21 protein-coding genes are annotated in these 24,923 nt (G+C 42.6%); 16 read left to right on the forward strand and 5 right to left on the reverse strand.

All coding sequences use genetic code 11. The features are described from left to right. Positions 1 to 21 precede the first annotated feature (21 nt). The 3 genes from arcC (at position 22) to ADH27_RS07785 (ending at position 4,045) form a co-directional block, all read left to right on the forward strand. Complete coding sequence (arcC, locus tag ADH27_RS07775) at positions 22 to 966, forward strand: carbamate kinase (RefSeq protein WP_048689208.1); 945 nt, start codon at positions 22 to 24, stop codon at positions 964 to 966. A gap of 204 nt (positions 967 to 1,170) precedes the next feature. Beyond that, positions 1,171 to 2,685, forward strand: a complete 1,515-nt coding sequence (locus ADH27_RS07780; RefSeq protein WP_048717163.1) for a YfcC family protein — start codon at positions 1,171 to 1,173, stop codon at positions 2,683 to 2,685. A 19-nt stretch (positions 2,686 to 2,704) separates the two neighbouring features. Next, entirely contained in the window at positions 2,705 to 4,045 is a 1,341-nt protein-coding gene (locus ADH27_RS07785; protein ID WP_048717164.1) for a dipeptidase, read from the forward strand. 47 nt (positions 4,046 to 4,092) lie between these two features. Here ADH27_RS07785 and ADH27_RS07790 read toward each other — a convergent pair whose 3' ends face one another. Further along, a complete protein-coding gene (locus ADH27_RS07790; RefSeq protein ID WP_048689219.1) occupies positions 4,093 to 4,563 on the reverse strand; it encodes an arginine repressor in 471 nt (156 codons plus the stop codon). A 12-nt stretch (positions 4,564 to 4,575) separates the two neighbouring features. Then, positions 4,576 to 5,604, reverse strand: coding sequence for a tRNA preQ1(34) S-adenosylmethionine ribosyltransferase-isomerase QueA (queA, locus tag ADH27_RS07795; protein ID WP_048717166.1), 1,029 nt, complete (start codon positions 5,602 to 5,604; stop codon positions 4,576 to 4,578). Positions 5,605 to 5,807: 203 nt separating this feature from the next. On the opposite strand from queA, the gene ADH27_RS07800 reads away from it, so the two are divergent. The 12 genes from ADH27_RS07800 to ADH27_RS07855 all read left to right on the forward strand — a co-directional run bounded on the left by ADH27_RS07800 (position 5,808) and on the right by ADH27_RS07855 (position 20,484). Next, a complete protein-coding gene (locus tag ADH27_RS07800; protein WP_048689227.1) occupies positions 5,808 to 6,509 on the forward strand; it encodes a glucosamine-6-phosphate deaminase in 702 nt (233 codons plus the stop codon). Positions 6,510 to 6,616: 107 nt separating this feature from the next. Further along, positions 6,617 to 7,951 (forward strand): DUF1958 domain-containing protein, encoded by a 1,335-nt coding sequence (locus tag ADH27_RS07805; RefSeq protein WP_048717168.1) that lies wholly within the window; start codon positions 6,617 to 6,619, stop codon positions 7,949 to 7,951. 72 nt (positions 7,952 to 8,023) lie between these two features. After that, entirely contained in the window at positions 8,024 to 9,187 is a 1,164-nt protein-coding gene (locus ADH27_RS07810) for an MFS transporter (protein WP_048717170.1), read from the forward strand. A gap of 80 nt (positions 9,188 to 9,267) precedes the next feature. Next, positions 9,268 to 10,557 carry a D-alanyl-D-alanine carboxypeptidase family protein gene (locus tag ADH27_RS07815; protein ID WP_048717172.1) on the forward strand — a complete coding sequence of 430 codons (1,290 nt, stop codon included), beginning with the start codon at positions 9,268 to 9,270 and terminating at the stop codon, positions 10,555 to 10,557. A 140-nt stretch (positions 10,558 to 10,697) separates the two neighbouring features. Beyond that, a complete protein-coding gene (locus ADH27_RS07820; RefSeq protein ID WP_048717173.1) occupies positions 10,698 to 11,252 on the forward strand; it encodes a hypothetical protein in 555 nt (184 codons plus the stop codon). Between the two features lie 310 nt (positions 11,253 to 11,562). Next, positions 11,563 to 12,513: a competence protein CoiA gene (locus tag ADH27_RS07825; RefSeq protein WP_048717175.1), complete on the forward strand. Its 951-nt coding sequence runs from the start codon at positions 11,563 to 11,565 to the stop codon at positions 12,511 to 12,513. 69 nt (positions 12,514 to 12,582) lie between these two features. Beyond that, entirely contained in the window at positions 12,583 to 14,385 is a 1,803-nt protein-coding gene (pepF, locus tag ADH27_RS07830) for an oligoendopeptidase F (RefSeq protein WP_048717177.1), read from the forward strand. A gap of 1 nt (position 14,386) precedes the next feature. Next, a complete protein-coding gene (locus ADH27_RS07835) occupies positions 14,387 to 15,100 on the forward strand; it encodes an O-methyltransferase (protein WP_048717179.1) in 714 nt (237 codons plus the stop codon). 77 nt (positions 15,101 to 15,177) lie between these two features. After that, entirely contained in the window at positions 15,178 to 16,119 is a 942-nt protein-coding gene (locus tag ADH27_RS07840; protein ID WP_048717181.1) for a peptidylprolyl isomerase, read from the forward strand. Between the two features lie 290 nt (positions 16,120 to 16,409). Further along, positions 16,410 to 16,892 carry an LURP-one-related/scramblase family protein gene (locus ADH27_RS07845; RefSeq protein WP_006596642.1) on the forward strand — a complete coding sequence of 161 codons (483 nt, stop codon included), beginning with the start codon at positions 16,410 to 16,412 and terminating at the stop codon, positions 16,890 to 16,892. A 36-nt stretch (positions 16,893 to 16,928) separates the two neighbouring features. Then, positions 16,929 to 19,547: an alanine--tRNA ligase gene (gene alaS, locus ADH27_RS07850; protein ID WP_048717182.1), complete on the forward strand. Its 2,619-nt coding sequence runs from the start codon at positions 16,929 to 16,931 to the stop codon at positions 19,545 to 19,547. Between the two features lie 280 nt (positions 19,548 to 19,827). Continuing rightward, complete coding sequence (locus ADH27_RS07855; RefSeq protein WP_048717184.1) at positions 19,828 to 20,484, forward strand: CPBP family intramembrane glutamic endopeptidase; 657 nt, start codon at positions 19,828 to 19,830, stop codon at positions 20,482 to 20,484. 150 nt (positions 20,485 to 20,634) lie between these two features. Here ADH27_RS07855 and nrdF read toward each other — a convergent pair whose 3' ends face one another. From nrdF to nrdH, 3 genes are all read right to left on the reverse strand, one after another. Beyond that, positions 20,635 to 21,594, reverse strand: coding sequence for a class 1b ribonucleoside-diphosphate reductase subunit beta (gene nrdF, locus ADH27_RS07860; protein ID WP_037608336.1), 960 nt, complete (start codon positions 21,592 to 21,594; stop codon positions 20,635 to 20,637). Between the two features lie 123 nt (positions 21,595 to 21,717). After that, a complete protein-coding gene (gene nrdE / locus ADH27_RS07865; protein WP_048717186.1) occupies positions 21,718 to 23,877 on the reverse strand; it encodes a class 1b ribonucleoside-diphosphate reductase subunit alpha in 2,160 nt (719 codons plus the stop codon). A gap of 132 nt (positions 23,878 to 24,009) precedes the next feature. Then, positions 24,010 to 24,228 (reverse strand): glutaredoxin-like protein NrdH, encoded by a 219-nt coding sequence (nrdH, locus tag ADH27_RS07870; RefSeq protein WP_006596951.1) that lies wholly within the window; start codon positions 24,226 to 24,228, stop codon positions 24,010 to 24,012. Positions 24,229 to 24,659: 431 nt separating this feature from the next. Between nrdH and ADH27_RS07875 the strand changes: the two genes are divergently transcribed. Further along, a complete protein-coding gene (locus tag ADH27_RS07875) occupies positions 24,660 to 24,923 on the forward strand; it encodes a phosphocarrier protein HPr (protein WP_006596636.1) in 264 nt (87 codons plus the stop codon).

Consider the following 24,923-nt stretch of genomic DNA (forward strand, 5'->3'; position numbering starts at 1 on the left):
TTTTATAGAAAGGGAAAACCTATGTCAAGAAAAATCGTCGTTGCTTTGGGAGGAAACGCCATCCTTTCATCTGATCCTTCTGCAAAAGCTCAACAAGAAGCACTTGTAGAAACAGCAAAACACTTAGTAAAATTAATCAAAAATGGGGATGACTTGATCATCACTCACGGAAATGGTCCTCAAGTAGGAAACCTTTTGCTCCAACATTTGGCAGCTGATTCTGAAAAGAACCCAGCTTTCCCATTGGATTCATTGGTTGCAATGACTGAAGGAAGCATTGGTTTCTGGCTTCAAAACGCTCTTCAAAATGCTCTTCTTGAAGAAGGAATTGAAAAAGATGTGGCTTCAGTTGTGACACAAGTCGTTGTGGATAAGAACGACCCAGCCTTTGTCAACCTCAGCAAACCAATCGGTCCATTCTACTCAGAAGAAGAAGCAAAAGCAGAAGCTGAAAAATCAGGAGCAACCTTCAAAGAAGATGCTGGTCGTGGCTGGCGTAAAGTTGTTGCTTCACCAAAACCAGTGGACATCAAAGAAATCAATACCATCCGTACCTTGTTGAACGACGGACAAGTCGTTGTTGCTGCTGGTGGTGGCGGTATCCCAGTTGTGAAAGAAGCAAATGGTAGCTTGACTGGTGTTGAAGCTGTTATCGACAAAGACTTTGCATCTCAACGTTTGGCTGAACTAGTAGAAGCAGACCTCTTCATCGTTTTGACTGGTGTAGACTATGTTTTTGTAAACTACAACAAACCAGACCAAGAAAAATTGGAACATGTCAATGTCGCTCAATTGGAAGAGTACATCAAACAAGATCAATTTGCACCAGGAAGCATGCTTCCTAAAGTAGAAGCTGCGATTGCCTTTGTAAATGGTCGTCCAGAAGGAAAAGCAGTCATCACTTCACTTGAAAACCTTGGCGCTTTGATTGAGTCTGAAAGTGGAACGATTATCGTAAAAGACTAATTCATATACATGAGTGAGGGGAGTGAACCCCATATTTACAGGAGTTTGTACAAAGTTCCTCCCCTCGTTTTTTCTAAAAAAGTTTAGGAAAAACTAGTTTTTTAATCTTAAATATGATAAAATAAACATATAGGTAAGCGCTTTCTAAAAGTTTAACCTTTTGAAAGACTCACTCAAACTTTGTTGCGTTAGGAGGATAAACAAATGAGTGAAAAAGCGAAAAAAGGGTTTAAGATGCCTTCATCTTATACCGTATTGTTAATCATCATTGCGTTTATGGCAGTGATGACTTGGATTATCCCAGCAGGGGCTTTTGTCGATGGTGTGTATAAATCACAACCTCAAAACCCTCAAGGTATCTGGGATGTATTGATGGCACCGATTCGTGCTATGCTAGGAACGACTCCTGAAGAAGGATCTTTGATTCAAGGAACTAGTGCAGCGATCGACGTAGCCTTCTTCATCTTGATGGTTGGTGGTTTCCTTGGTGTAGTCAATGAAACTGGTATGCTAGACACTGGTATTGCTTCTATCGTGAAGAAATACAAGGGTCGCGAAAAAATGTTGATTTTGGTGCTTATGCCTTTGTTTGCCCTTGGTGGTACAACTTATGGTATGGGTGAAGAAACCATGGCCTTCTATCCTCTCCTTGTGCCAGTTATGATGGCCGTTGGATTTGATAGCTTGACTGGGGTAGCCATTATCTTGCTTGGTTCACAGATTGGATGTTTGGCATCTACCTTGAACCCATTCGCGACAGGTATCGCATCTTCAACTGCGGGTGTTAGTCTTGGGGAAGGTATCATCCTTCGTTTGATCTTCTGGGTTGTCTTGACTGGTCTTAGCACTTGGTTTGTATACAAGTATGCAGATAAGATTCAAAAAGACCCAACTAAATCCCTCACTTATGCAACTCGTGAAGAAGATATGAAATTCTTCAATGTTGGTGAAGATGATGACAATGTTAACTCAACACTTACTAAGAAACAAAAACAAGTCTTTGTACTCTTTGTATTGACCTTTGTTTTGATGGTCTTGAGTTTCATTCCTTGGGAAGGTCTCCATGTTCCTATTTTTAGTAACTTTAACACATGGTTAACAGGCCTTCCAGTAGTTGGTAAGATTGTTGGTAGCTCAACTGCAGCCCTAGGTACTTGGTACTTCCCAGAAGGAGCAATGCTCTTCGCCTTTATGGGTATCTTGATTGGTATTGTCTACGGATTGAAAGAAGAACAAATCATTTCTTCATTTATGGCTGGTGCAGCTGACTTGCTCAGCGTAGCCTTGATCGTAGCGATCGCACGTGGTATCCAAGTTATCATGAACAATGGTATGATTACAGATACGATCCTTAACTGGGGTAAACAAGGACTCAGTGGTCTATCTTCTCAAGTCTTCATCGTCTTGACTTATATCTTCTACTTGCCAATGTCATTCTTGATCCCATCTTCATCTGGTCTTGCCAGTGCGACAATGGGTATCATGGCTCCATTGGGAGAATTCGTCAATGTACGTCCAAGCTTGATTATCACTGCCTACCAGTCTGCATCTGGTGTCTTGAACTTGATCGCACCAACTTCTGGTATCGTAATGGGAGCTCTTGCTCTTGGACGTATCAACATTGCAACTTGGTGGAAATTCATGGCAAAACTTGTTGTTGCCGTTATTGTGATCACCATTGCCCTCCTTCTTCTCGGAACTTTCGTTCCATTCCTATAAGAAGTAAAGAGGTGATTCCATGAAAATTGAAATTACAAATCAAGTCAAAGATGACTTTCTAGCTTCATTAAAGACTCTGATTTCTTATCCTTCGGTTTTAAACGAAGGTGAAAATGGAACACCGTTTGGACAAGCTATCCAAGATGTCCTTGAGAAAACGTTAGAAATTGCTCAAGAAATGGGCTTTCAAACCTATCTAGATCCTGAAGGATACTATGGATATGCAGAGATCGGTCAGGGGAAAGAACTCCTGGCCGTTCTTTGTCACTTGGATGTTGTTCCAGCCGGTGATTTAGAAGATTGGCAAACGCCACCTTTTGAGGCGACTCTGAAAGATGGATGGTTGATTGGACGTGGAGTACAAGATGATAAGGGACCATCGCTTGCGGCGCTTTACGCAGTTAAGAGCCTACTCGACCAAGGAGTTGTATTTACCAAACGGATCCGCTTTATATTTGGTACGGACGAAGAAACTCTCTGGCGCTGTATGAACCGCTACAATCAGATAGAAGAAAAAGCAGATCTTGGCTTTGCTCCAGATTCGTCCTTCCCATTAACCTATGCTGAAAAAGGCTTGCTTCAAGTCAAGCTCCATGGACCAGGTTGGGAGGATCGTCCCTTAGAAGCTGGTCGTGCCCTCAATGTGGTGCCAGATAAGGCTACCTATAGTGGGCAACGCTTAGAGGAACTCTTACCAGTCATTGAGCAAAGTGGTGTGAACTATACAGAAGAAGCAGGAGCAGTAACCATTCTAGGTCTGTCTAAACACTCCAAGGATGCGGCTGAGGGTGTCAATGCCATTGTAGGCTTAGCTGAAAGCCTTTCCTTGATTCAGCCTCATCCAGCCCTTCTCTTTATTGCAGATGCCGTTGGGGAAGATGCGACAGGAGCAGCTCTCTTTGGTGAAATCAAAGATGAACCAAGTGGTGCTCTTTCCTTCAATATTGCAACCCTCTCCATTGATGAACAGCAATCTGAAATCGGGATTGATATTCGGATCCCTGTCTTAGCGGATAAGGAGGCCTTGGTAAAACGTTTAAGTGAGGTGGCAACTAGCTATCAACTTCAGTATGAAGAGTTTGATTATGTAGCTCCACTATACGTCCCACTAGACAGTCCATTGGTGAGTACTCTGATGGCGGTCTACCAAGAAGAAACGGGGGATCAGACCCCAGCTATGTCCTCAGGGGGAGCGACTTTTGCTCGAACTATGGAAAATTGTGTGGCTTATGGGGCCCTCTTCCCTGATGCTCTCCAAACAGAGCACCAGGCGAATGAACGAGCTAAACTGGATGATTTATATCGTGCAATGGAAATCTATGCAGAGACCATTCGACGATTAGCAGCCAAGGAAGCTTAATAGAGATTAGAAAAAAGCTTATATGGTCAGACCATCTAAGCTTTCTTTTATTTGCTAAAGAAGAAGGGAGGAGTGAATTCTTTCAATTTTTCAAAGCAGTCCAAGGCCCCCTGATTGTCTTCACAGATGATAAGGCAGACGTCGTCCCCACAGACGGTTGCAACAATCTGCGGCAATTCAAGGGCATCTAAGATGGCCCCGAAGGACTGGGCCAGACCAGGTAGGGTTTTAACGACCACTTGGTTTTGGACGGGACGAAGCATGACAAGGGCATCTTCCATATAAAAACGCAGTCTGTTTTCCCAGCGAGATGGGGCAATGCTATTGATGGCATAATAAGAGCTATCCCCTTCGTTAATTTTTACCAGATTCAAGGATTTGACATCTCTTGAGAGGGTGGACTGGGTCACGATGATGCCGTTCGCTTCCAGGCTGTCCTGCAATTCTTGTTGGGTTCGAATTTTCTTTTCTGAAATAATGGACCGGATCAGGCGGTGGCGACTTTCGATCTTATTCATTAGGGGCTCTCCTTATTTGATAAACATAGCATCTCCAAAGCTAAAGAAACGGTAGCCTTGGTCGATGGCGTGTTGATAAGCGTCCAGAGTGAGTTCTCGACCTGCGAAGGCAGAAACGAGCATGACTAAGGTTGATTTTGGTAGGTGGAAGTTGGTTGAAAAGGCGTCGACAACCTGCCACTGATAGCCTGGTTTGATAAAGATATTGGTCCAACCAGAGTCAGCTTGTAACTCTCCATTAAACTTATTTCCAATTGTTTCTAAGGTTCGGATAGAAGTGGTTCCAACGGCAACGATTCGGTGTCCACTTGCTTTGACTTGTCGAAGAGTTTGGGCGGCTTCTTCAGAGAGTTGATAAAACTCGGAATGCATCTCATGTTGGTCTAGATTATCGACGGATACAGGACGGAAGGTTCCCAGTCCGACATGAAGGGTTAGATAAACCAAGTGAACCCCTTTGTCTTCGATCTTTTGTAAGAGCTCTGGTGTGAAATGGAGGCCAGCTGTAGGAGCTGCGGCAGATCCATTTTCTTTGGCATAGACCGTCTGGTAACGTTCCTGATCTTCTAATTTTTCATGGATGTAAGGTGGTAGGGGCATTTCTCCTAAACTTTCCAAGACTTCAAGGAAAATCCCTTGGTAAGAAAACTCTACGATACAACCTCCGTGTTCTAACTTCTTGATCAGAGTTGCTTGGAGACGTCCATCACCAAAGCTGACGACCCCACCCTCTTTGAGACGTTTGGCAGGTTTAGCAAGAACCTCCCATTGATCGCCCTCAATATTTTTTAAGAGAAGAAGCTCCACATGCCCTCCTGTATTCGGTTTGACCCCATGGAGACGAGCTGGAAGGACACGGGTATTGTTCATAACCAAAGCATCCCCTGGTTCTAATTCATTGATAATGGCGTCAAAATGCTGGTCTTCCATCTGACCTGTTTGTCGATTGAGGATTAGTAGTTTTGAGGCATCGCGCTTCTCTAGTGGAGTTTGCGCAATTAACTCCTCGGGGAGGTGGAAATCAAAGTCATTCGTGTTCATGTTCTCTCCTTGTATCTAAATTCTTCTATTTCTTACATTTAACCTTCCCCATTATATCATGAAATAAGAGTGAAACAAAGGAAATCACTAGCCGAATTTTAAAGGGATAAAGGTAAAAAATCCTTTTCTAACATCAAGAAAGCGCTTGACAAAAATTGGTCTATACCATATAATGAATATAAGAAATAAGCGGAGGATTTATCATGAAAGTTATTGAAGTAGCTAATCAAATCGAAGGGGGACAGGTTGCTTTTGACCTGCTAAAAGAAAAGTTAGAGCAGGGTGCCAAAACGCTGGGGCTTGCGACTGGAAGTAGTCCACTTGAATTTTATAAATTGATTCGGGAGAGTGATTTGGATTTCTCAGACATGGTCAGTGTCAATTTGGATGAGTATGTTGGCTTGACGGGAGAAGATCCTCAATCCTATCGTTACTTTATGCAGGAAAATTTATTCAATGAGAAACCGTTTAAAGTTAGCTATCTTCCAAAAGGAAACGAAGATACTGCAGAAGAAGAAACAGCTCATTACAATGAAATTTTGGCCCAACATCCAGTAGATCTGCAAATTCTAGGGATCGGCCGCAACGGCCATATTGGTTTTAACGAACCAGGCACGCCATTTGACAGCCAAACGCATTTGGTCCATTTGGATCAATCAACGATTGAAGCCAACTCTCGCTTCTTTGAAAAAATTGAAGATGTTCCAACCCAAGCCATCTCAATGGGGATTGCGAACATTCTTGCTGCCAAGTCTATCATTCTCTTTGCCTATGGAGAATCAAAAGCAGAAGCGATTGCAGGAATGGTCAATGGTCCAAAAACAGAGAGTTTACCAGCGAGTGCCCTTCAAGGTCATCCAGATGTTGTGATTATTGCAGACCAAGCAGCCTTGAGCTTACTGTAACCAGTTGAAAAAAAGAGACCTATCTGAAATATCCTGAAAGATAGGTTTTTTTATAGATTAAAGTATGGTACAATAAGATAAAATTCTATATTTGAGGAAAATATATTTTGAAAAAGAAGTTGCTCGTTTTAGGAATCGTCATTCTATCCCTACTCCGCCCTCTGTCGATCGCGGCGGATGAGCTAGTGGATATGGCGCAAAAAATGTATCCCAACGATCATGTGCAAGCCTATAATCGACCAAGGTCCTCTCTCGTCATCGATGCGAATACCGGGGATGTTTTGTGGAGAGACAATATTGATGAAGTGCGGGATCCAGCAAGTATGAGTAAGCTCATGACCCTGTATCTGCTCTTCGAAACCATGAAAGAGGGGAAGATTACCAAAGATACGGTTGTCACTGCAACGGCTGCGGATCAATCCATGTCAAAAATCTATGAGATTTCCAACAATAACATCGTTGCAGGAGTGGACTATACAGTCTCTGAATTGATTACCATGACGGCTGTTCCATCCTCCAATGTGGCTACGATTATGTTGGCCAATCTCCTTTCTAACCACGATGCGGATGCCTTTATTCAGCGGATGAACGAAAAGTCCAAGGAGTTGGGGATGACCAATACCATTTGGAACAATCCTAGTGGAGCGGCCATTTCAACCTTCCGAGGTTTGTATACCAGTTATAACTATCCAAATGATGCGGCCAACCAGACAACTGCAAGAGATTTGGCGATTCTCGTCTATCATTTCGTGAAAGAATATCCTGAGATCCTTAGTTATACCAATCAGGCTAAGGTGACCGTAAAACAAGGAACACCTTATGAGGAGACTTTTGATACCTATAACTATTCCTTGCCAGGAGCAAGATATGCTCTTGAAGGAGTAGATGGTCTGAAGACAGGTTCGAGTCCACGTGGTGCCTTTAACTATATCGCAACCGCTAAACGGGGGGAGCAACGAATTATCTCCGTAGTCATGGGAGTTGGTGATTGGTCCGACCAGGATGGTGAATACTATCGACATCCATTTGGTAATGCCTTGATCGAAAAGGCTTTTGCTGATTATCGTTATAAGAAGTTGTTGGACAAGGGTGTTCAGACCATCGATGGAAAGACCTACACCCTAGATCAACCTTTTTATGCCACGGTCAAAAAGGGAGAAGAGAATCCAAAACTCGTTGTCAAAGATGGACAGGTTGAGGCGGATTCAGGCTTGATGACCCTATCAGAAAAGATTTCTGATGGACTTCCAGTCAAAGAAGGAGCAGTGAGTCAATCGGATTCCCAAAGTACGGTGGCCCCAGCTAGAGAGAAATCCTTCCATTTTCCTCTTGAAAGCCTGGTCATTCTGATTCCAATTTTCATTCTTGCTATGATTCTGTATTTAGAAAGAGCTCATCGCAAAGAACGGGCGCGCAAGGCTCAGGATCGCTACAAAAAATAACTGATCAAAACTCAACTGAAATCCAGTTGGGTTTTGTCATTGCCTTTTATTTCTCATGTTGAAAGGAAACTTATGAAAGCATTTCGAAATTCCTATCCTGCTTATTTATTTTTATATAGTTTTTACTTCATGTCGACGGCCCTCTTTACGACTTTAATCTCTGTTTATCTGATAGGCCAACAGTATTCAGCCAGTCAGGTCTCCAATTTGGTATCGACGGCCTTTTTCCTATCCATGCTTACCCAGCCCTTGTTTGGGTATATCAATGAACGGTTTGGTATTGTTAAAATCACGACTTTGAGCTTAGGAGTCCTCATGGCAGGAGTGGGTGGCTTTATCTGGGCCCCTAACTTCTTTTGGTTGACCATTTTTTATGGCTTGGTATTACTGTGTCTAAATGGGACGGCGCCCATGATGGAGATCTTAGCTACCCAGAGTCCTTATGCTTTTGGAAAAATCCGCGTTTGGGGGACGCTAGGATATGCTGCTGGAGCTCACCTAGCTGGTTGGCTCTATGCTCATCTTAGCCCTCAGTCGGTATACTATTGTGTATTGGTCACGATCCTTCTTAGTTTCTTTACTTTAGGGGCTATCCGTATTGATAAGACCAATCGGGTACAAAAAGAAGCTGTCTCGATCCGTCCTCTGCTCCATAATGGACCCTATCTCTTTTTCCTATTACTGATGGGGCTTGTGTCGGGCGTGGGAAATATTGGCCATACCTATATTCCAGCTCTCTTAATGGATAGTGGGCTCCCTGTTCAGATAGCGTCTACGGTTGTGGCCCTATCTGTCGTAGTAGAAGCGCCCCTCATCTTTTTCTCGGACCGTTTTATGGATCATTGGCCCCTGCGTCTCCTAATTTTGCTTCCTGTGGGGATTCTCTTGCTCCAGTATTTCATCTATGCTCTTCCGAGTCCGGTCTTCTTAAAAGTGCTGGTCACCCTCTTGGCCAAGCATACGACGGGGATGGTCTTGATCATGGTCTCCTTACGTTTTATCTCCCAACAGGTGGATAAGAAAGATCTAGTCTTAGCAATGGCTATCCTGCAGGGAGTCCGCTATCTTGCTACCATTCTCTTGCAACCAGTAGCAGCTTTCTTTGTGGATCACGGTGGATTTTCAATGATGAGTTCCTTCTTGGTGGCTGTCCTGGTTCTCGTCCTTCTTCTAAGTATCTTTTTAAAGATGCCAAAAGGAAAATCTCCGGGTCTCTTTGGGAGCATGAAGGAGTAAAAAGATTAGGAAATAGTGTTTCTGAATAGAGGGACTTATGCTATAATGGAGAACGATGATGATGAAAGAAATGAGAGAGAATGAAGTTTAAACGTGCCTTATTTGCGACACTTTCCCTTAGTTGCCTATGTTTTCCAATGCTCGTAAGGGCGGATGATCTTTACCAACAAGAAGACATCATGTCAATCACTGAAAAATCAGGGACTTCGGTGGATGAGTTTTTCCGTCCTAAGGCCGATATTGTTGTTGATGCTCACACAGGAGCGATTGTTTATGGAGATAATATTGATGCTCCTCGTGACTCCGGTAGTATGGCTAAATTGATGTCCGTCTATGTTCTTCTGAAAGCCATTCAAGAAGGGCAACTGGATTATGATACCCAAATTACAGCGACAGAAACGGATGTAGCAATTTCGCAAAACCAGAAGTTGAGCAATAGTCCCATTGTGGCGGGTGCTAAATACAAGGTATCGACCCTCCTGAATATGATTTTTGTTCCTTCATCTAGTGCCGCTACCATCATGATTGCCAATAAGGTGTCTGGAGGAGATCCGGATAAATTCTTGGATTTGATGAACCAGCGGGCCCAAGAAATTGGAATGACCAATACCAAGTGGAACAATCCTAATGGTGCCCCAACTGCAGTCTTGGATGGCTACTATAATCCGACACGCTATGATCAACATGCCATTAACCAAACAACAGCGAGAGATATGGCTATTTTGGCTTATCACATGGTCAATGAGTTTCCTGAAATCCTCAACTACACTAAAAATGCTAAGATTACTCTCTTCGAGGGTACAGATTATGAAGAAACGCATGAGAATTATAATTATTCTTTAGAAGGTGGAAGGTATTCTCTAAAGGGAGCGGATGGTCTGAAAACAGGCTCTAGTCCGACTGCGGATTATAATTACACCTTGACGGTTAATCGTGGGAACCAGAGATTTGTCCAAGTCATTATGGGAGTTGGACATTACGATGTAGAAATTGCAGAGAGCCTGCGCCACGTCATTGGAAATGCCCTGATTGAAAGACTCTACCAGGATTATGAATACAAAGAGGTTCTGCCGGCGGGGGATCACACCATTCAGGGGCAAACCTATCACTTAGACAAACCCTTCTATGCTACGGTAAAAAGAGGGACCAATCCAGAGATCAGTGTTCAAAATGGCCAGCTACAAATTGCCAATGGCTTGCAAACTCTTTCTCCATCCATTCAGCAAACACAGGCTGTAACCGCAGTAGAAGGGGCTCATCAGAAGTCCACGAGTAGTCGTCAAAAAGGCTGGGATCCAATGTGGCTCTGTTGCTTCCTTCCCTTCATTTTCCTAAGAATTTTCTTTAACATGAGATATAAGAGAAAATAAAAAAGATTTCCAAATAAATCGATAGACCGGAGATAGACTGATCTCTGGTCTTTTTTTAAAGAATCAAGGGACAGATATGAATTGACGGCAACCGGGCTTGATGCTAGAATGGTAATGGAATGATAAAAAGGAGAGATTGTATGAAAAAAAGACTATTAACAATGGTTGCTTTAATGGGAGTGCTTGGGCTAGCAGCCTGCTCAAATCAAGAAGGGACCTCGTCCAGTGAAAAGTCTGTAAAGGGTACACGCCAGTCTTCAACCACCTCTAAGGGCAAGAAAGTGACCAGCTTGAAAGGATCCTCAGAATCTCCTTTTGTTTTGTATACAGATGAGGAACTTGAAAATGCCAGAACCGTTGGGGATTTTAAAGCTCTCTATGCTTTGATGATGGACCGAACAGTTGCTCATTCGGAGGAGGCAGGAGCATCACTCACGGGCTCTGCAAAAGAGACCTATGAGACTTATCTGAAAAACTTGAAGGAGAAAATGGAAACGAGCAAGGCCCGTTTTAATGAATCCATGGATACGATAGGGCCTGAAGACACCGATGTCCCGGAAGATGCTCGTGCAACCATTGTTGAAAAATTTGAAACAGCTCGAAAACAAGCTGAAGCATCTGAAAATGGGACCTCCCCATCAGCGGAAAGTCAAGATCCGGCATCAGACGAGAAAACGAGTGAGTCAAATCAATAACCGACGTTATGAATAGTCTCGTCTAAGATGAATGAACATTCTCTATACATGTCAGTAAGATCATATCTAAACAGAGGCTGGGACAAAAGTCCGGCCTCTCAATTGTCTTTGGATTGTCGAGCAAGACGCAGTGGTTGAGTGGGCTCTACTACGCTGATTTCATCAGCTTTTACAACCCTACTCAACTGTGCGGAGGTGGGACGACGAAATCGAATTCTAACGAATGACCGATTTCTGTCCCACTCTCTTTTTTCTTTCTCCTCTAATATAAGCGTCTTCAGTTACGAATTATATAAGTGGAGGTGATGACATGTTTATTGCGGCTGATGCAAAGCAACAGCGTTGGAATTGTTTGGAGAAGGTTCCGATGAGAAGAAATGGTCCCTTTGTCTGTCTCCTGTGTGGAAAGGAAGTCCGCTTAAAGAAAGGGCGAGTGATGCGTCCTCATTTTGCTCACGTCAACCTAGAGGCTTGTCCCTTCCATCATGAAACGGAGAGTCCAGAACATTTGGAGTTAAAGTTGGAGCTTTATCGATGGGCCAAACAAAATACCCAAGCTGAAGTGGAAAGTCCTTTGCAAGCTCTCCAACAGATTGCGGATGTTCTCCTTCCAGATCAAAAGATTGCCTTAGAAGTGCAATGTAGTTCCTTGTCTATGGAGCGTTTAAAAGAACGGAGCGATGCCTATCGCATGCATGGTTATCAAGTTTATTGGTTATTGGGGAAAAACTTATGGCTCAAGAAAAGCCTGTCAGCTCTGCAAGAAGGTTTTGTCTATTTTAGCCAAAATAGGGGCTTTCATCTCTGGGAGCTGGACCTAGAGCAGCAGGAAGTTCGGCTCCACTATTTGATCCATCAAGACTTGCGAGGGCGTCTTCATTATCGGACTCAACATTTTCCTTTTTATGGAGGGAGCTTATTAGAAGTTTTGCGGACCCCTTATGCCCAACAAGGCTTGCAACGAATGACGGTCCCTCTAGACCGACAGTTTAAGGACTATCTTCGTCAGCAGTTGTATTACCGGCATCCTAAGTGGATGGCCCTTCAGGAACAACTCTATCTGAAAGGAAAGCATCTTCTGGACTTAGACTTGGAATCCTTTTATCCCCTTTGTCGGCCACTGAAGTCTTCGCGTTTTATCCAGATTAAGGGAGACTGGCAAAGCTATTACCAGAACTTTATGACCTATTATCTCCAAACCGGAATGAAAGCGACGCAGACTCTTTATTCACCTCGTTTTTATCAGAACTGGAAAGCTTAAATTTCTGACAATCAAATACCCCCAAATGCTAATATTATGTTAGAATAGAAGCATTGGAGGATTTTTGTAATGGTAAAACAACGAAATGAAATTGATGAAAAATACCAATGGGATTTGTCGACCATTTTTGCGACAGACCAAGCTTGGGAGGAAGAAGCAACTGCTTTAGCTGCAGCCATTAAAGAAGCTGCCCATTTTGCAGGTTCTTTATTGTCTTCTCCAGCCAACCTATTAGAAACCACAGAAGTTTATTTGGACTTGAGCCGTCGTTTGGAGAAGGTCTATGTCTACGCCCATATGAAGAATGACCAGGACACACGCGTAGCCAAATACCAAGAATTCCAATCAAAAGCGATGTCTCTTTATAGCCTTTTAGGGGAGACCTTTGCCTTTTACGAACCAGAATTTATGGAGATTACCGAAGAGCAATATGCCAACTTCTTGAAAGAAGTCCCTGCCTTAGAAGCTTATGCTCATTACTTTGACAAATTGCTCAAAACCAAAGAGCACGTTCTTTCCCAAAAGGAAGAAGAGTTGCTAGCAGGAGCGGGTGAAATCTTTGCTGCGGCAGGTGAAACCTTTGAGATTTTGGACAATGCCGATATCGTCTTCCCAATGGTGAAGGATGACCAAGGTCAAGAAGTGCAGTTGACCCATGGAAACTATATTTCTTTGGTCGAGTCTAAGGACCGCCAAGTCCGTAAGGAAGCTTACCAAGCCTTATATGGTGTCTACGAACAGTATCAACATACCTATGCTAAGACCCTTCAGACCAACGTCAAGGTCCATAATTACAATGCCAAGGTTCGCAAATTCTCAAGTGCACGTGAGGCAGCTCTTTCTGCTAACTTTATCCCAGAAAGCGTCTATGATAGCTTGGTAGAAGCGGTTAACAAGCACTTGCCTTTGTTGCAACGCTACGTGAAACTCCGCTCAAAAATCTTGGGAATTGAAGATTTGAAGATGTATGATGTCTACACACCATTATCTTCTACTGATTACAAGTTCACATATGAAGAAGCCCTTGCCAAGTCTGAGCAAGCTTTGGCGGTGCTTGGTGATGACTACCTATCCCGCGTGAAGCGCGCCTTTACTGAACGTTGGATCGACGTCCATGTCAACCAAGGAAAACGCTCAGGGGCCTATTCAGGTGGTTCATACGATACCAATGCCTTTATGTTGTTAAACTGGCAAGATACATTGGACAACCTCTTCACCTTGGTGCATGAAACTGGTCACAGTATGCATTCTAGCTATACACGTGAGACCCAACCTTATGTCTATGGAGATTATTCTATCTTCCTTGCTGAGATTGCTTCCACAACCAATGAAAATATCTTGACTGAGCAATTGTTGGCAGAAGTAGAAGATGATGAAACCCGTTTTGCCATTCTCAACCACTTCTTGGATGGTTTGCGTGGTACCGTCTTCCGTCAAACCCAGTTTGCTGAGTTTGAGCATGCCATTCATAAAGCAGATCAAGAAGGACAAGTCTTGACCAGCGAATTCTTGAATGAGCTCTATGCGGACTTGAACGAGAAATACTATGGTCTTTCTAAAGAAGACAATCCAGAAATCCAATACGAATGGGCTCGTATTCCTCATTTCTACTATAACTACTATGTTTTCCAATATTCAACCGGTTTTGCAGCAGCTTCTGCCTTGGCTGAGAAAATCGTTCATGGAACACAAGAAGATAAGGACAAATATCTAGAGTATTTGAAGGCCGGAAATTCAGATTACCCACTCAACGTCATCCGCAAGGCGGGTGTTGATATGGAAAAAGAAGACTACCTCAATGCCGCCTTTGAAGTCTTTGAACGTCGTCTCAATGAATTTGAGGCCCTGGTTGAAAAATTAGGATTGGCCTAAGATGGTAGAGTCTTACAGTAAAAATGCCAACCACAATATGCGCCGCCCAGTTGTCAAGGAGGAAATTGTCTCTTTCATGCGGGAGCGCCAAGCGCCGGTAACGGATGCTTTAAAGGAGCTAGAAGAATTTGCTCGACGGGAAAATATTCCCATCATCCCTCATGAAACGGTTGCTTTCTTTCGTCTCTTTTTGCAGACCATGCAACCCAAGTCGATCTTAGAAATCGGGACGGCGATTGGTTTTTCAGCCCTCTTGATGGCGGAGCAGGTACCTGATGCAAAAATTATGACCATTGATCGCAACGAGGAAATGATTGGTTTTGCCAAGGAAAACTTTGCTCGTTTTGACCAGCGCAAGCAAATCACCCTTTTAGAAGGGGATGCGGTGGACCTGCTGGAGCATATTGAGCAACGCTTTGACTTGATTTTTATGGATTCGGCTAAGTCTAAGTACATCGTCTTTCTTCCAGAAGTTCTCAAACGATTGGAAGTTGGGGGAGTAGTCATTTTGGACGATATCTTCCAAGGAGGAGATGTGGCGCGTGATATTATGGAAGTTCGTCGTGGACAACGCACCATCTATCGAGGTTTGCAACGTCTTTTTGATGCCACTTTGGACCATCCTGGCTTGACGGCCAGTCTGATTCCGCTCGGTGATGGCATTCTCATGATCCGTAAAAACGAGGAAGAGATTTCCTTGCCGACAGAAGAGTAGCTTTTAGTCTTATTTAAGTTATCCTTTTGAATTTGTGGTAAAATAGAAGCAGTGAATTTTAGAATGGAGAAATAAACATGAAGAAAAAATTTGTAGCTGGAGCGGTGACCCTTTTATCCGTTGTAGCGCTAGCAGCTTGTGCAAAAGGTGGCAGTGACAAAGATATCGTCACAATGAAGGGTGACACGATCACTGTTGGTGATTTCTATGATGAAATCAAACATAACCAAGGTGCACAACAATACCTGTTCCAAATGACCATTAATAAAGTCTTTGAAAAAGAATACGGCTCAAAAGTCTCAGACAAAGATGTTGAGAAAAAAGTTGATGAGCAGAAAAAACAATTGGGTGAAGCCTTCAATAGCTACCTCACTCAACAAGGGTTGACAGAAGAAACCAACAAACAACAAATCCGTAGTAACCTTTTGTTAGAGTATGCGGTTGACCAAGCTATTTCAAAAGAGTTGACAGACGAAGCTTATAAAAAAGCCTTTGAAAGCTATACACCAGAAATCACTGCAAATGTGATAAAATTGGATTCAGAAGAAAAAGCGAATGAAGTTCTTGCAAGTGTAAAAGCTGAAGGCGCTGACTTTGCACAAATTGCCAAAGAAAATTCTACAGATGCTAGCACCAAAGAAAAGGGTGGAGAAATCAAATTTGACTCTGGAACAACAACTGTTCCAACCCGTGTCAAGGAAGCAGCATCTAAGCTTGATGTAAATGGTATTTCAGATGTCGTTATTGATCCTGCTAGTCAAAAAAGCGCTGGTGCCTACTATATCGTTAAAGTAACTAAGAAGGAAGAAAAAGGATCTGACTGGAAGAAATACGAAAAACGCTTGAAAGAAATTCTGACGGCAGAACGTAAAAATGATGCCAACTTTATCCGTAGCATCATTGCCAAAGCAATGACAAATGCCAATATCAAGGTCAAAGATGATGCCTTCAAGGCAACCTTCAACCAATACATGCAAAATATTGGTGCAACAACAGAAGATAGCTCATCTTCTAAATAAGGATATTAGTTGACGAGCATTGTATTTATCTGTATAATGAGATAGTTGAGAATAAATCATTTAGAATCAGATTCAGAGAAGTGGCGGGGGTGCGAGCCATGGAAGAGGAATGATTTTGCTACTCAATAGAACAATTACATAATCGAATGAAGAATGACAAGTTCATTGAATGAAGGTGGTACCGCGGTTTTTCGCCCTTCGTTAGTGAGCTTGTCTTTTTTTCAGCATTTCTACCGGAGATCCTTTCTAATAAGAGAAAGGTTTTCATAAGGATTTGCAGGAGGAAACTGATGAAAACGTATCTGGTCAAACAAAAGTTTCGACTTGGAGGGGAACGCTTTGATATCAAAAATGATCTGGGAATGGTAGAATACCAGGTAGAAGGTTCATTTTTGAAAATTCCCAAGACCTTTACGGTATTTGATGTGGAAGGCCAGAAGGTCAGCCATATCACGAAGAAGCCTTTTAGCCTCTTACCTCAATTCACTGTAGAATTAGCGGATGGCTCCAGTTTTTTTATCCGTAAAAAACTGACCTTACTCCGTGATAAGTACGAAATTTCTAATTTAGGACTACGCATCGAAGGCAATATCTGGGATTTGGATTTCAAGTTATTGGATGATCGCGACCAGCTGGTTGCAGAGATTAGCAAGCAAGTCTTTACCTTGACGTCGACTTATCAGGTTTCCGTCTATGAAGAGGAATATGCCAATCTGGTGATTTCCTTGTGTCTTGCCATTGACTATGTAGAAATGATGGAAAATGGCTCCTAAGCCAATCAATAGAAAACAATAAATAGAGGAGAAAACATGAAACAATTATCTAGTGCACAAGTCCGCCAAATGTGGCTTGATTTCTGGGCGACCAAAGGTCACTCAGTAGAACCATCTGTTAGCTTGGTTCCAGTAAACGACCCAACCCTTTTGTGGATCAACTCAGGGGTTGCAACCCTTAAGAAATACTTTGATGGAACTATCATCCCTGAAAACCCACGGATTACCAATGCGCAAAAAGCCATCCGTACCAACGATATCGAAAACGTAGGGAAGACGGCGCGTCACCATACTATGTTTGAAATGCTGGGGAACTTCTCCATCGGGGATTACTTCCGTGACGAAGCCATTACCTGGGCTTATGAACTCTTGACAAGTCCGGAGTGGTTTGACTTCCCTAAAGACAAACTCTACATGACCTACTATCCAGCTGATACAGATTCATACAACCGCTGGATCGAAGTGGGCGTGGACCCAAGTCACTTGATCCCAATCGAAGACAACTTCTGGGAAATCGGTGCTGGACCTTCTGGACCAGATACAGAAATCTTCTTTGACCGTGGAGAAGCCTTTGACCCCGAAAACATTGGACTTCGCTTGCTTGCAGAAGATATCGAGAACGACCGTTACATCGAAATCTGGAACATTGTCTTGTCACAATTTAACGCTGACCCAGCTGTACCACGCAGCGAGTACAAGGAATTGCCACACAAGAACATTGATACGGGCGCTGGTTTAGAGCGTTTGGTGGCGGTGATCCAAGGGGCTAAGACAAACTTTGAAACAGACCTCTTCATGCCAATCATCCGTGAAGTGGAGAAATTGTCTGGTAAGGTTTATGACCAAGATGGCGACAACATGAGCTTTAAGGTCATCGCTGACCATATCCGTTCGCTTTCATTTGCGATTGGGGATGGTGCCCTTCCAGGAAATGAAGGTCGTGGTTATGTCCTTCGTCGTCTCCTCCGTCGTGCCTCTATGCACGGTCAAAAATTGGGTATCAACGAGCCTTTCCTTTACAAACTGGTTCCAACTGTTGGAAAAATCATGGAAAGCTACTACCCAGAAGTGCTTGAAAAACGTGACTTTATTGAGAAAATCGTCAAGAGCGAAGAAGAGTCATTTGCGCGTACCCTTCACTCAGGTCAACACTTTGCTCAAGGTATCGTAGCAGACTTGAAAGAAAAAGGCCAAACGGTTATCGCTGGTCAAGATGTCTTCAAACTCTACGATACTTATGGATTCCCAGTGGAGTTGACAGAAGAGATTGCTGAAGAAGCTGGAATGACTGTAGACCGTGAAGGCTTTGAAGCAGCCATGAAAGAGCAGCAAGAACGTGCGCGTGCATCTGCTGTCAAAGGCGGATCAATGGGGATGCAAAACGAAACTCTTCAAAACATCACTGTTGAGAGTGTCTTCAACTACAATGCTAGCCAATTGTCTTCTAAGTTAGTGGCTATTGTAGCGGACAATGCAGAAGTAGAAGCTGTATCCGAAGGAACTGCCTCTCTGATCTTTGCGGAAACACCTTTCTACGCTGAAATGGGTGGACAAGTTGCTGACCACGGTCAAATCTTGGATGTTGCGGGTAACGTCGTAGCGACAGTGACAGACGTTCAAAAAGCACCAAATGGCCAACCACTTCATACCGTTGAAGTTCATGCTCCACTTGCTTTGAACCAAGAATACACTTTGGCGATCGATAGCAATCGTCGTCACCGTGTCATGAAGAACCACACAGCCACTCACTTGCTCCATGCGGCTCTTCACAATATCCTTGGCCACCATGCAACTCAAGCAGGTTCACTTAATGAAGTGGAATTCCTTCGCTTTGACTTCACTCACTTCCAAGCTGTAACTCCAGAAGAATTGCGTGCTATTGAACAGCAAGTCAATGAAAAAATCTGGGAAGCGATCGCAGTTAAGACTGTTGAGACTGATATTGATACAGCTAAAGATATGGGTGCTATGGCCCTCTTTGGTGAGAAATACGGTAAGGAAGTCCGTGTTGTGACCATCGGTGACTACTCAGTGGAGCTCTGTGGTGGTACCCACGTTGGCAATACTTCTGAGATTGGCCTCTTCAAGATTGTCAAAGAAGAAGGGATTGGATCAGGAACTCGTCGTATCTTGGCAGTGACTGGTAAAGAAGCCTTCGAAGCTTATCGTGAACAAGAAGATGCACTGAAAGCAGTCGCAGCAACCTTGAAAGCACCTCAACTCAAGGAAGTTCCTCATAAGGTTGAAGGCCTTCAAGAGCAGCTCCGTCAATTGCAAAAAGAAAATGCTGAATTGAAGGAAAAAGCTGCAGCAGCAGCGGCAGGTGATGTCTTCAAACATGTTCAAGAAGCAAACGGCCACCGTTACATTGCTAGTCAAGTTTCTGTATCAGATGCAGGTGCCCTTCGTACCTTTGCGGATAACTGGAAACAAAAAGATTACTCTGACGTGCTTGTTCTTGTCGCAGCAATCGGTGACAAGGTCAACCTTCTCGTAGCCAGCAAGACAAAAGACATCCACGCAGGTAACTTGGTTAAAGAATTGGCTCCAATCGTTGATGGACGTGGTGGTGGTAAACCAGACATGGCCATGGCAGGAGGAAGCAACCAAGCGAAAATCCAAGAATTATTGGATGCCGTAGCAACTAAATTGTAAGCAACAAGAGATCTACCTTCGGGTAGGTCTTTTTGTATGGTAAACTGTTAAATCTTTGTAAAAACTTTTTAAGAAGTACTTGTAATTTTTGATAAATACATTACAATAAATATATAGGAAAAAGGAAGTGTCTTAGATATTACTCCATTGTCGATTTGAAGGTGCAGTCCGAGGCCCTCATAAAAATCCTAAGTTTGACAGCATAATAAATAATCAAAAGTAGATAATTGAATTAAAAAATAGACTTGGAATAGGAATCGAAAGGAAAAAGGAGTGTTGTATGAAGGGGAACAGTATCTGGAAAAATGTTGGTTTGTATGCCTTGGTGGTCTTCTCTCATTTTATTTTATTTTCGAGGATTCTTGCTAGTTGCTTGAATGTTCTCGTTGAGGGAGGTTCCGAGCTTCTCATTCTCTTGATATTCGCTTTGGTATCTGCTCTCTATATTTTTGGTTTGTGGAAATGGTACCAAAAGGGTTGGAAACTTGAGGTTAAAAAGACCAAACTGACGTCCACGATATGGTTACCCATTGGATTATTAGTTGCCTTTATTGCTCTTCAAGCCTTGGTCTCGGGTGAATCGTCTAATAATCAAAGAAGTATTGAGTTTTTCTTGGAGTTATTTCCTGCCTTCGTTTTTTTCTATATTATTTTTATTGCTCCCATTATTGAAGAATTCATAACTAGAGGCTTAATGGCCAAGTATCTATTTTCAAAGCAGGAAACCCTAGGACAGACCTTGCTCTATATTGCTCTTTCTTCTAGTTTATTTTCTTTTCTCCATCTTCCGTCTAGTCTAGGGCAATTTCTAATTTACTTTATAATGGGTTCAATTTTCGCTTTAGCGTATCTGACTAAGGAAGATATTCGTTATGCCATTGCCCTGCATATAGCAAATAACCTGATCGCTTCTCTCCTTATCTTCTTGCTTCAATAAAGAAGAATGGGGACTAACATACCTACCAAATCAGCCCTTTCCAAATCTGGAAAGGACTGATTTGTTTATTTGAGATAGTTTCTTCTGCAGCAAGGCTAATTTTTAGCATAAAAAAACAAAAAAACCTTTCCATCTGGAAAGGTTTTTGTCTTATAGGCCATAGTTGTAATCGTCATCCTGCATGGCTTCTACTTCACCGAGAAGATAACCATTTCCGACTTGAGAGAAGAAGTCGTGGTTGGATGTACCGGTTGAGATCCCGTTCATGACGATTGGGTTGACATCATCCGCTGAGTCAGGGAAAAGGGGATCTTGTCCCAAATTCATGAGGGCTTTGTTAGCATTGTAGCGAAGGAAGGTCTTGACTTCCTCTGTCCAACCTACACCGTCATAGAGGCTCTCTGTATAGCCTTCTTCGTTTTCATAGAGGGTGTAGAGCAAGTCATACATCCATTCTTTAAGTTTTTCTTGTTCGTCTTCTGGTAATTCGTTAAATCCAAGTTGGAACTTGTAGCCGATATAGGTTCCGTGAACAGATTCGTCCCGAATGATCAACTTGATGATTTCTGCCACGTTGGCCAATTTGTTGTTTCCAAGATAGTAGAGCGGTGTGAAGAAACCAGAGTAGAAGAGGAAGGTTTCAAGGAAGACGCTGGCTACTTTCTTTTCTAGAGGAGTGCCATTGAGGTAGATCTCGTTGATGATTTCTGCCTTCTTTTGAAGGAAGGGATTGGTATTGGTCCATTCGAAAATCTCTTCGATTTCTGACTTGGTATTCAAGGTAGAAAAGATAGAAGAGTAAGACTTAGCATGGACAGATTCCATGAATTGGATGTTGTTAAAGACAGCTTCTTCATGAGGAGTACGAATATCCGCACGAAGGGCTTGCACACCCGTTTCAGACTGCATGGTATCGAGAAGGGTTAAACCTCCAAAAACTTTACCAACAAGGTCTTTTTCCTTGTTAGACAGCTTTCTCCAGTCGTCCAAGTCGTTTGACAAAGGAATACGTGTATCCAACCAGAATTGTTCGGTTAGCTTTTCCCAAGTAGATTTATCGATGACATCCTCGATGGCATTCCAGTTAATGGCTTTGTAGTAAGTTTCCATTTGAAATCTCTTTCTTTTTCTAATTCATTCGATCATACAATCATTATTATTCTAACACAATTGTTAGAATACCGCACAAAAAGTCGGCGAACCGACTTTTTGGTAGCAATGGATCAGAGTGTCTTAGATGACACAGCTTTCACATTGGTTCGCGCCAACTTCTCCACCATCATCGGTAAAGGTACGGACGTAGTAGATAGACTTGATTCCCTTGTTAAAGGCGTAGTTGCGAAGGATAGACAAGTCACGAGTGGTTTGTTTGTTTTCAGTTTTCCATTCGTAAAGCCCTTTTGGAATATCACTACGCATGAAGAGCGTGAGTGAAAGTCCTTGGTCTACGTGCTCAGTTGCAGCAGCATAGACGTCGATGACTTTTCGCATATCCATGTCGTAGGCAGAAGTGTAGTAAGGAATGGTTTCTGTTGACAAACCAGCAGCAGGGTAGTAGATCTTACCGATTTTCTTCTCTTGGCGTTCTTCAATCCGTTGTGTGATTGGGTGGATAGAAGCAGATACGTCATTGATGTAGCTGATAGAACCATTTGGTGCGACAGCCAAGCGGTTTTGGTGGTAAAGACCATCTGCCTTGACTTTATCGCGGAGTTCAGCCCAGTCTTCTGCACTAGGAATGAAGATATCCTTAAAGAGTTCTTTGACGCGATCAGATTTTGGAACAAACTCTCCGGTCGTGTACTTATCAAAGTAGCTACCGTTGGCATAGTCTGATTTTTCAAAGTTGTGGAAGGTAACGCCCCGTTCACGTGCGATGTTGTTTGATTCGACGAGAGTCCAGTAGTTCATGAGCATGAAGTAGATGCTCGTAAACTCAACAGATTCAGGTGATCCATACTCGATCAATTGTTGGGCAAGGTAGCTGTGAAGTCCCATGGCTCCAAGACCAAAGGTATGAGCTTGGCTATTTCCGTGGTCAATTGTTGGAACAGCAACGATATGAGAGCTATCTGTAACGAAGGTCAAAGCACGAACCATGGCACGAATCGAACGACCAAAATCAGGTGAAGTCATCATGTTAACCACGTTGGTTGAACCAAGGTTACATGAGACGTCAGTCCCCATTTTAATGAATTCTTGAGCATCGTTAATCAAGCTTGGCTCTTGAACCTGGAGGATCTCTGAACACAAGTTACTCATGATGATCTTTCCATCAATAGGGTTTGCCCGGTTAGCAGTATCGATGTTAACTACATATGGGTAACCAGATTCTTGTTGCAATTTAGAAATTTCAGTTTCCAAATCACGGGCCTTAATTTTTGTCTTGCGGATGTTCGGATTAGCAACCAACTCATCGTATTTTTCAGTGATGTCGATGTAGTTAAATGGCACTCCGTATTCACGCTCTACAGAGTAAGGGCTGAAGAGGTACATTTCTTCATTCTTACGAGCCAACTCGTAGAACTTGTCTGGCACGACGACACCAAGTGAAAGGGTCTTAACCCGAACTTTTTCATCGGCATTTTCCTTCTTAGTTGAAAGGAAGGCGATGATATCTGGGTGGAAGACATTGAGGTAAACCACCCCAGCCCCTTGGCGTTGTCCTAATTGGTTAGAGTAAGAGAAGCTATCTTCGAAGAGTTTCATGACTGGAACGACCCCAGAAGCGGCTCCTTCATAGCCCTTGATCGGTGCTCCAGCTTCACGAAGGTTGCTGAGGGAGATTCCAACCCCACCACCGATACGTGAAAGTTGGAGGGCAGAGTTGATAGAGCGTCCGATCGCATTCATATCATCAGTTACCTGGATCAAGAAACATGAAACCAATTCACCACGGCGGGCACGTCCAGCATTTAAGAAGGAAGGAGTAGCCGGTTGATAGCGTTGGTGAATGATTTCATTTGCGATGTCTTTAGCAATTTCTTCATTTCCATCCGCAAAGTAGAGAGCATTGAAGAAGACGCGGTCTTCCATGCTTTCGAGATAGTATTCTCCATCATTTGTTTTCAGAGCATACTGGTTATAGAATTTATAGGCAGCCATGAAGGACTTGAATTGGAAGTTTTGATCTTTGATAAATTGGGCCAATTCTTCCAAAAATTCAGGACGGTACTTCTGAATGAAGGCTGTTTCGATATAGTTGTGTTCAATAAGGTAGTTGATTTTATCCGTTATTGAATCAAAGGCCATGGTATTTGGCACAACATTTTCTTTGAAGAAAGCATCCAAGGCCTCTTTATCTTTATGAAGCATGATTTGACCGTTAACTGGACGGTTGATTTCATTATTAAGACGGAAGTAGGTTACGTCTTCAAGTGATTTTAATCCCATAATGTTCCTTTTTCTAATTCAAAAACAAAGGGGAGGCAAGCTCCCCTGTACAAGTAAAAGGGCTAGGGGAATACTGTAGTCGAGAACTACAGTATTCCATTCCCTAGACCAATCAGATCCTGTTTGATAATGTTAAGATAATTTCTTGAGCTTAGCTGGTTGGAAGCCAGAAAAGACTTCATCTGCCGTTTGGATAACTGGTGCAGCGTTGAAACCAAGGTTCTTCACATGGTCTACAAACTCAGGTTGCTCATCTAGATTAATTTCACGGTATTCAACGTGATTGGTATCTAAAAAACGTTTGGTCATTTTACATTGAACGCAATTATTTTTTGAATAAATTGTCACCATAATGTGATCTAACTCCTCTAAATTCATAAATCTGTATCTAGTATAAACAAAAGGTTTTTCCTTGTCAAGAGTTTTAACTAAATATTGTGCACGTAAATTAACTATATCGGAGTATACCACAATATGTAGTATTGTAAGAATTAGTGAAAATTGAGGAAAACGTGATAAAATATAGGTTTTTTAAGTCAAAGGAATTCGAACTATTTTCCTAAAATTCTATATACTGTGTCCCTGAAAGCAATTCTATTTATTTAATAGAAGAAAGTAAAAAAAGTAGTTTAAAAGAAGAGAAAAAATGAGTGCTTCCTGTAAGTATTTTCAGTAAGTGTGTGATAAAAATCTTGAAAAATAATGAAGAAGATGATATAATAGCAAATTGTAAGGGTTATCACAGATAACTCAAAAACTAATTTTAAAAGGAGAGTCAAACTATGGCTTCTAAAGATTTCCACATCGTGGCAGAAACAGGTATCCACGCACGTCCAGCAACTTTGTTGGTTCAAACTGCTAGCAAATTTGCTTCAGATATTACTCTTGAATACAAAGGTAAATCAGTTAACTTGAAATCAATCATGGGTGTTATGAGCCTTGGTGTTGGTCAAGGAGCTGACGTTGTAATTTCAGCTGAAGGTGCTGACGCTGATGATGCTCTTGCAGCAATCGCTGAAACAATGGAAAAAGAAGGATTGGCATAA

Source organism: Streptococcus sp. 343_SSPC (assembly GCF_001072385.1).
Taxonomy (GTDB): domain Bacteria; phylum Bacillota; class Bacilli; order Lactobacillales; family Streptococcaceae; genus Streptococcus.

Coding starts and splice junctions, on each gene's coding strand:
- ADH27_RS07875 (WP_006596636.1), top strand. CDS start 24,660: ATGGCTTCTAAAGATTTCCACATCGTGGCAGAAACAGGTATCCACGCA.
- ADH27_RS07810 (WP_048717170.1), top strand. CDS start 8,024: ATGAAAGCATTTCGAAATTCCTATCCTGCTTATTTATTTTTATATAGT.
- alaS (WP_048717182.1), top strand. CDS start 16,929: ATGAAACAATTATCTAGTGCACAAGTCCGCCAAATGTGGCTTGATTTC.
- ADH27_RS07825 (WP_048717175.1), top strand. CDS start 11,563: ATGTTTATTGCGGCTGATGCAAAGCAACAGCGTTGGAATTGTTTGGAG.
- queA (WP_048717166.1), bottom strand. CDS start 5,604: ATGAACACGAATGACTTTGATTTCCACCTCCCCGAGGAGTTAATTGCG.
- ADH27_RS07845 (WP_006596642.1), top strand. CDS start 16,410: ATGAAAACGTATCTGGTCAAACAAAAGTTTCGACTTGGAGGGGAACGC.
- ADH27_RS07835 (WP_048717179.1), top strand. CDS start 14,387: ATGGTAGAGTCTTACAGTAAAAATGCCAACCACAATATGCGCCGCCCA.
- pepF (WP_048717177.1), top strand. CDS start 12,583: ATGGTAAAACAACGAAATGAAATTGATGAAAAATACCAATGGGATTTG.
- ADH27_RS07785 (WP_048717164.1), top strand. CDS start 2,705: ATGAAAATTGAAATTACAAATCAAGTCAAAGATGACTTTCTAGCTTCA.
- ADH27_RS07790 (WP_048689219.1), bottom strand. CDS start 4,563: ATGAATAAGATCGAAAGTCGCCACCGCCTGATCCGGTCCATTATTTCA.
- arcC (WP_048689208.1), top strand. CDS start 22: ATGTCAAGAAAAATCGTCGTTGCTTTGGGAGGAAACGCCATCCTTTCA.
- nrdF (WP_037608336.1), bottom strand. CDS start 21,594: ATGGAAACTTACTACAAAGCCATTAACTGGAATGCCATCGAGGATGTC.
- ADH27_RS07820 (WP_048717173.1), top strand. CDS start 10,698: ATGAAAAAAAGACTATTAACAATGGTTGCTTTAATGGGAGTGCTTGGG.
- ADH27_RS07855 (WP_048717184.1), top strand. CDS start 19,828: ATGAAGGGGAACAGTATCTGGAAAAATGTTGGTTTGTATGCCTTGGTG.
- nrdH (WP_006596951.1), bottom strand. CDS start 24,228: ATGGTGACAATTTATTCAAAAAATAATTGCGTTCAATGTAAAATGACC.
- nrdE (WP_048717186.1), bottom strand. CDS start 23,877: ATGGGATTAAAATCACTTGAAGACGTAACCTACTTCCGTCTTAATAAT.
- ADH27_RS07780 (WP_048717163.1), top strand. CDS start 1,171: ATGAGTGAAAAAGCGAAAAAAGGGTTTAAGATGCCTTCATCTTATACC.
- ADH27_RS07800 (WP_048689227.1), top strand. CDS start 5,808: ATGAAAGTTATTGAAGTAGCTAATCAAATCGAAGGGGGACAGGTTGCT.
- ADH27_RS07815 (WP_048717172.1), top strand. CDS start 9,268: ATGAAGTTTAAACGTGCCTTATTTGCGACACTTTCCCTTAGTTGCCTA.
- ADH27_RS07840 (WP_048717181.1), top strand. CDS start 15,178: ATGAAGAAAAAATTTGTAGCTGGAGCGGTGACCCTTTTATCCGTTGTA.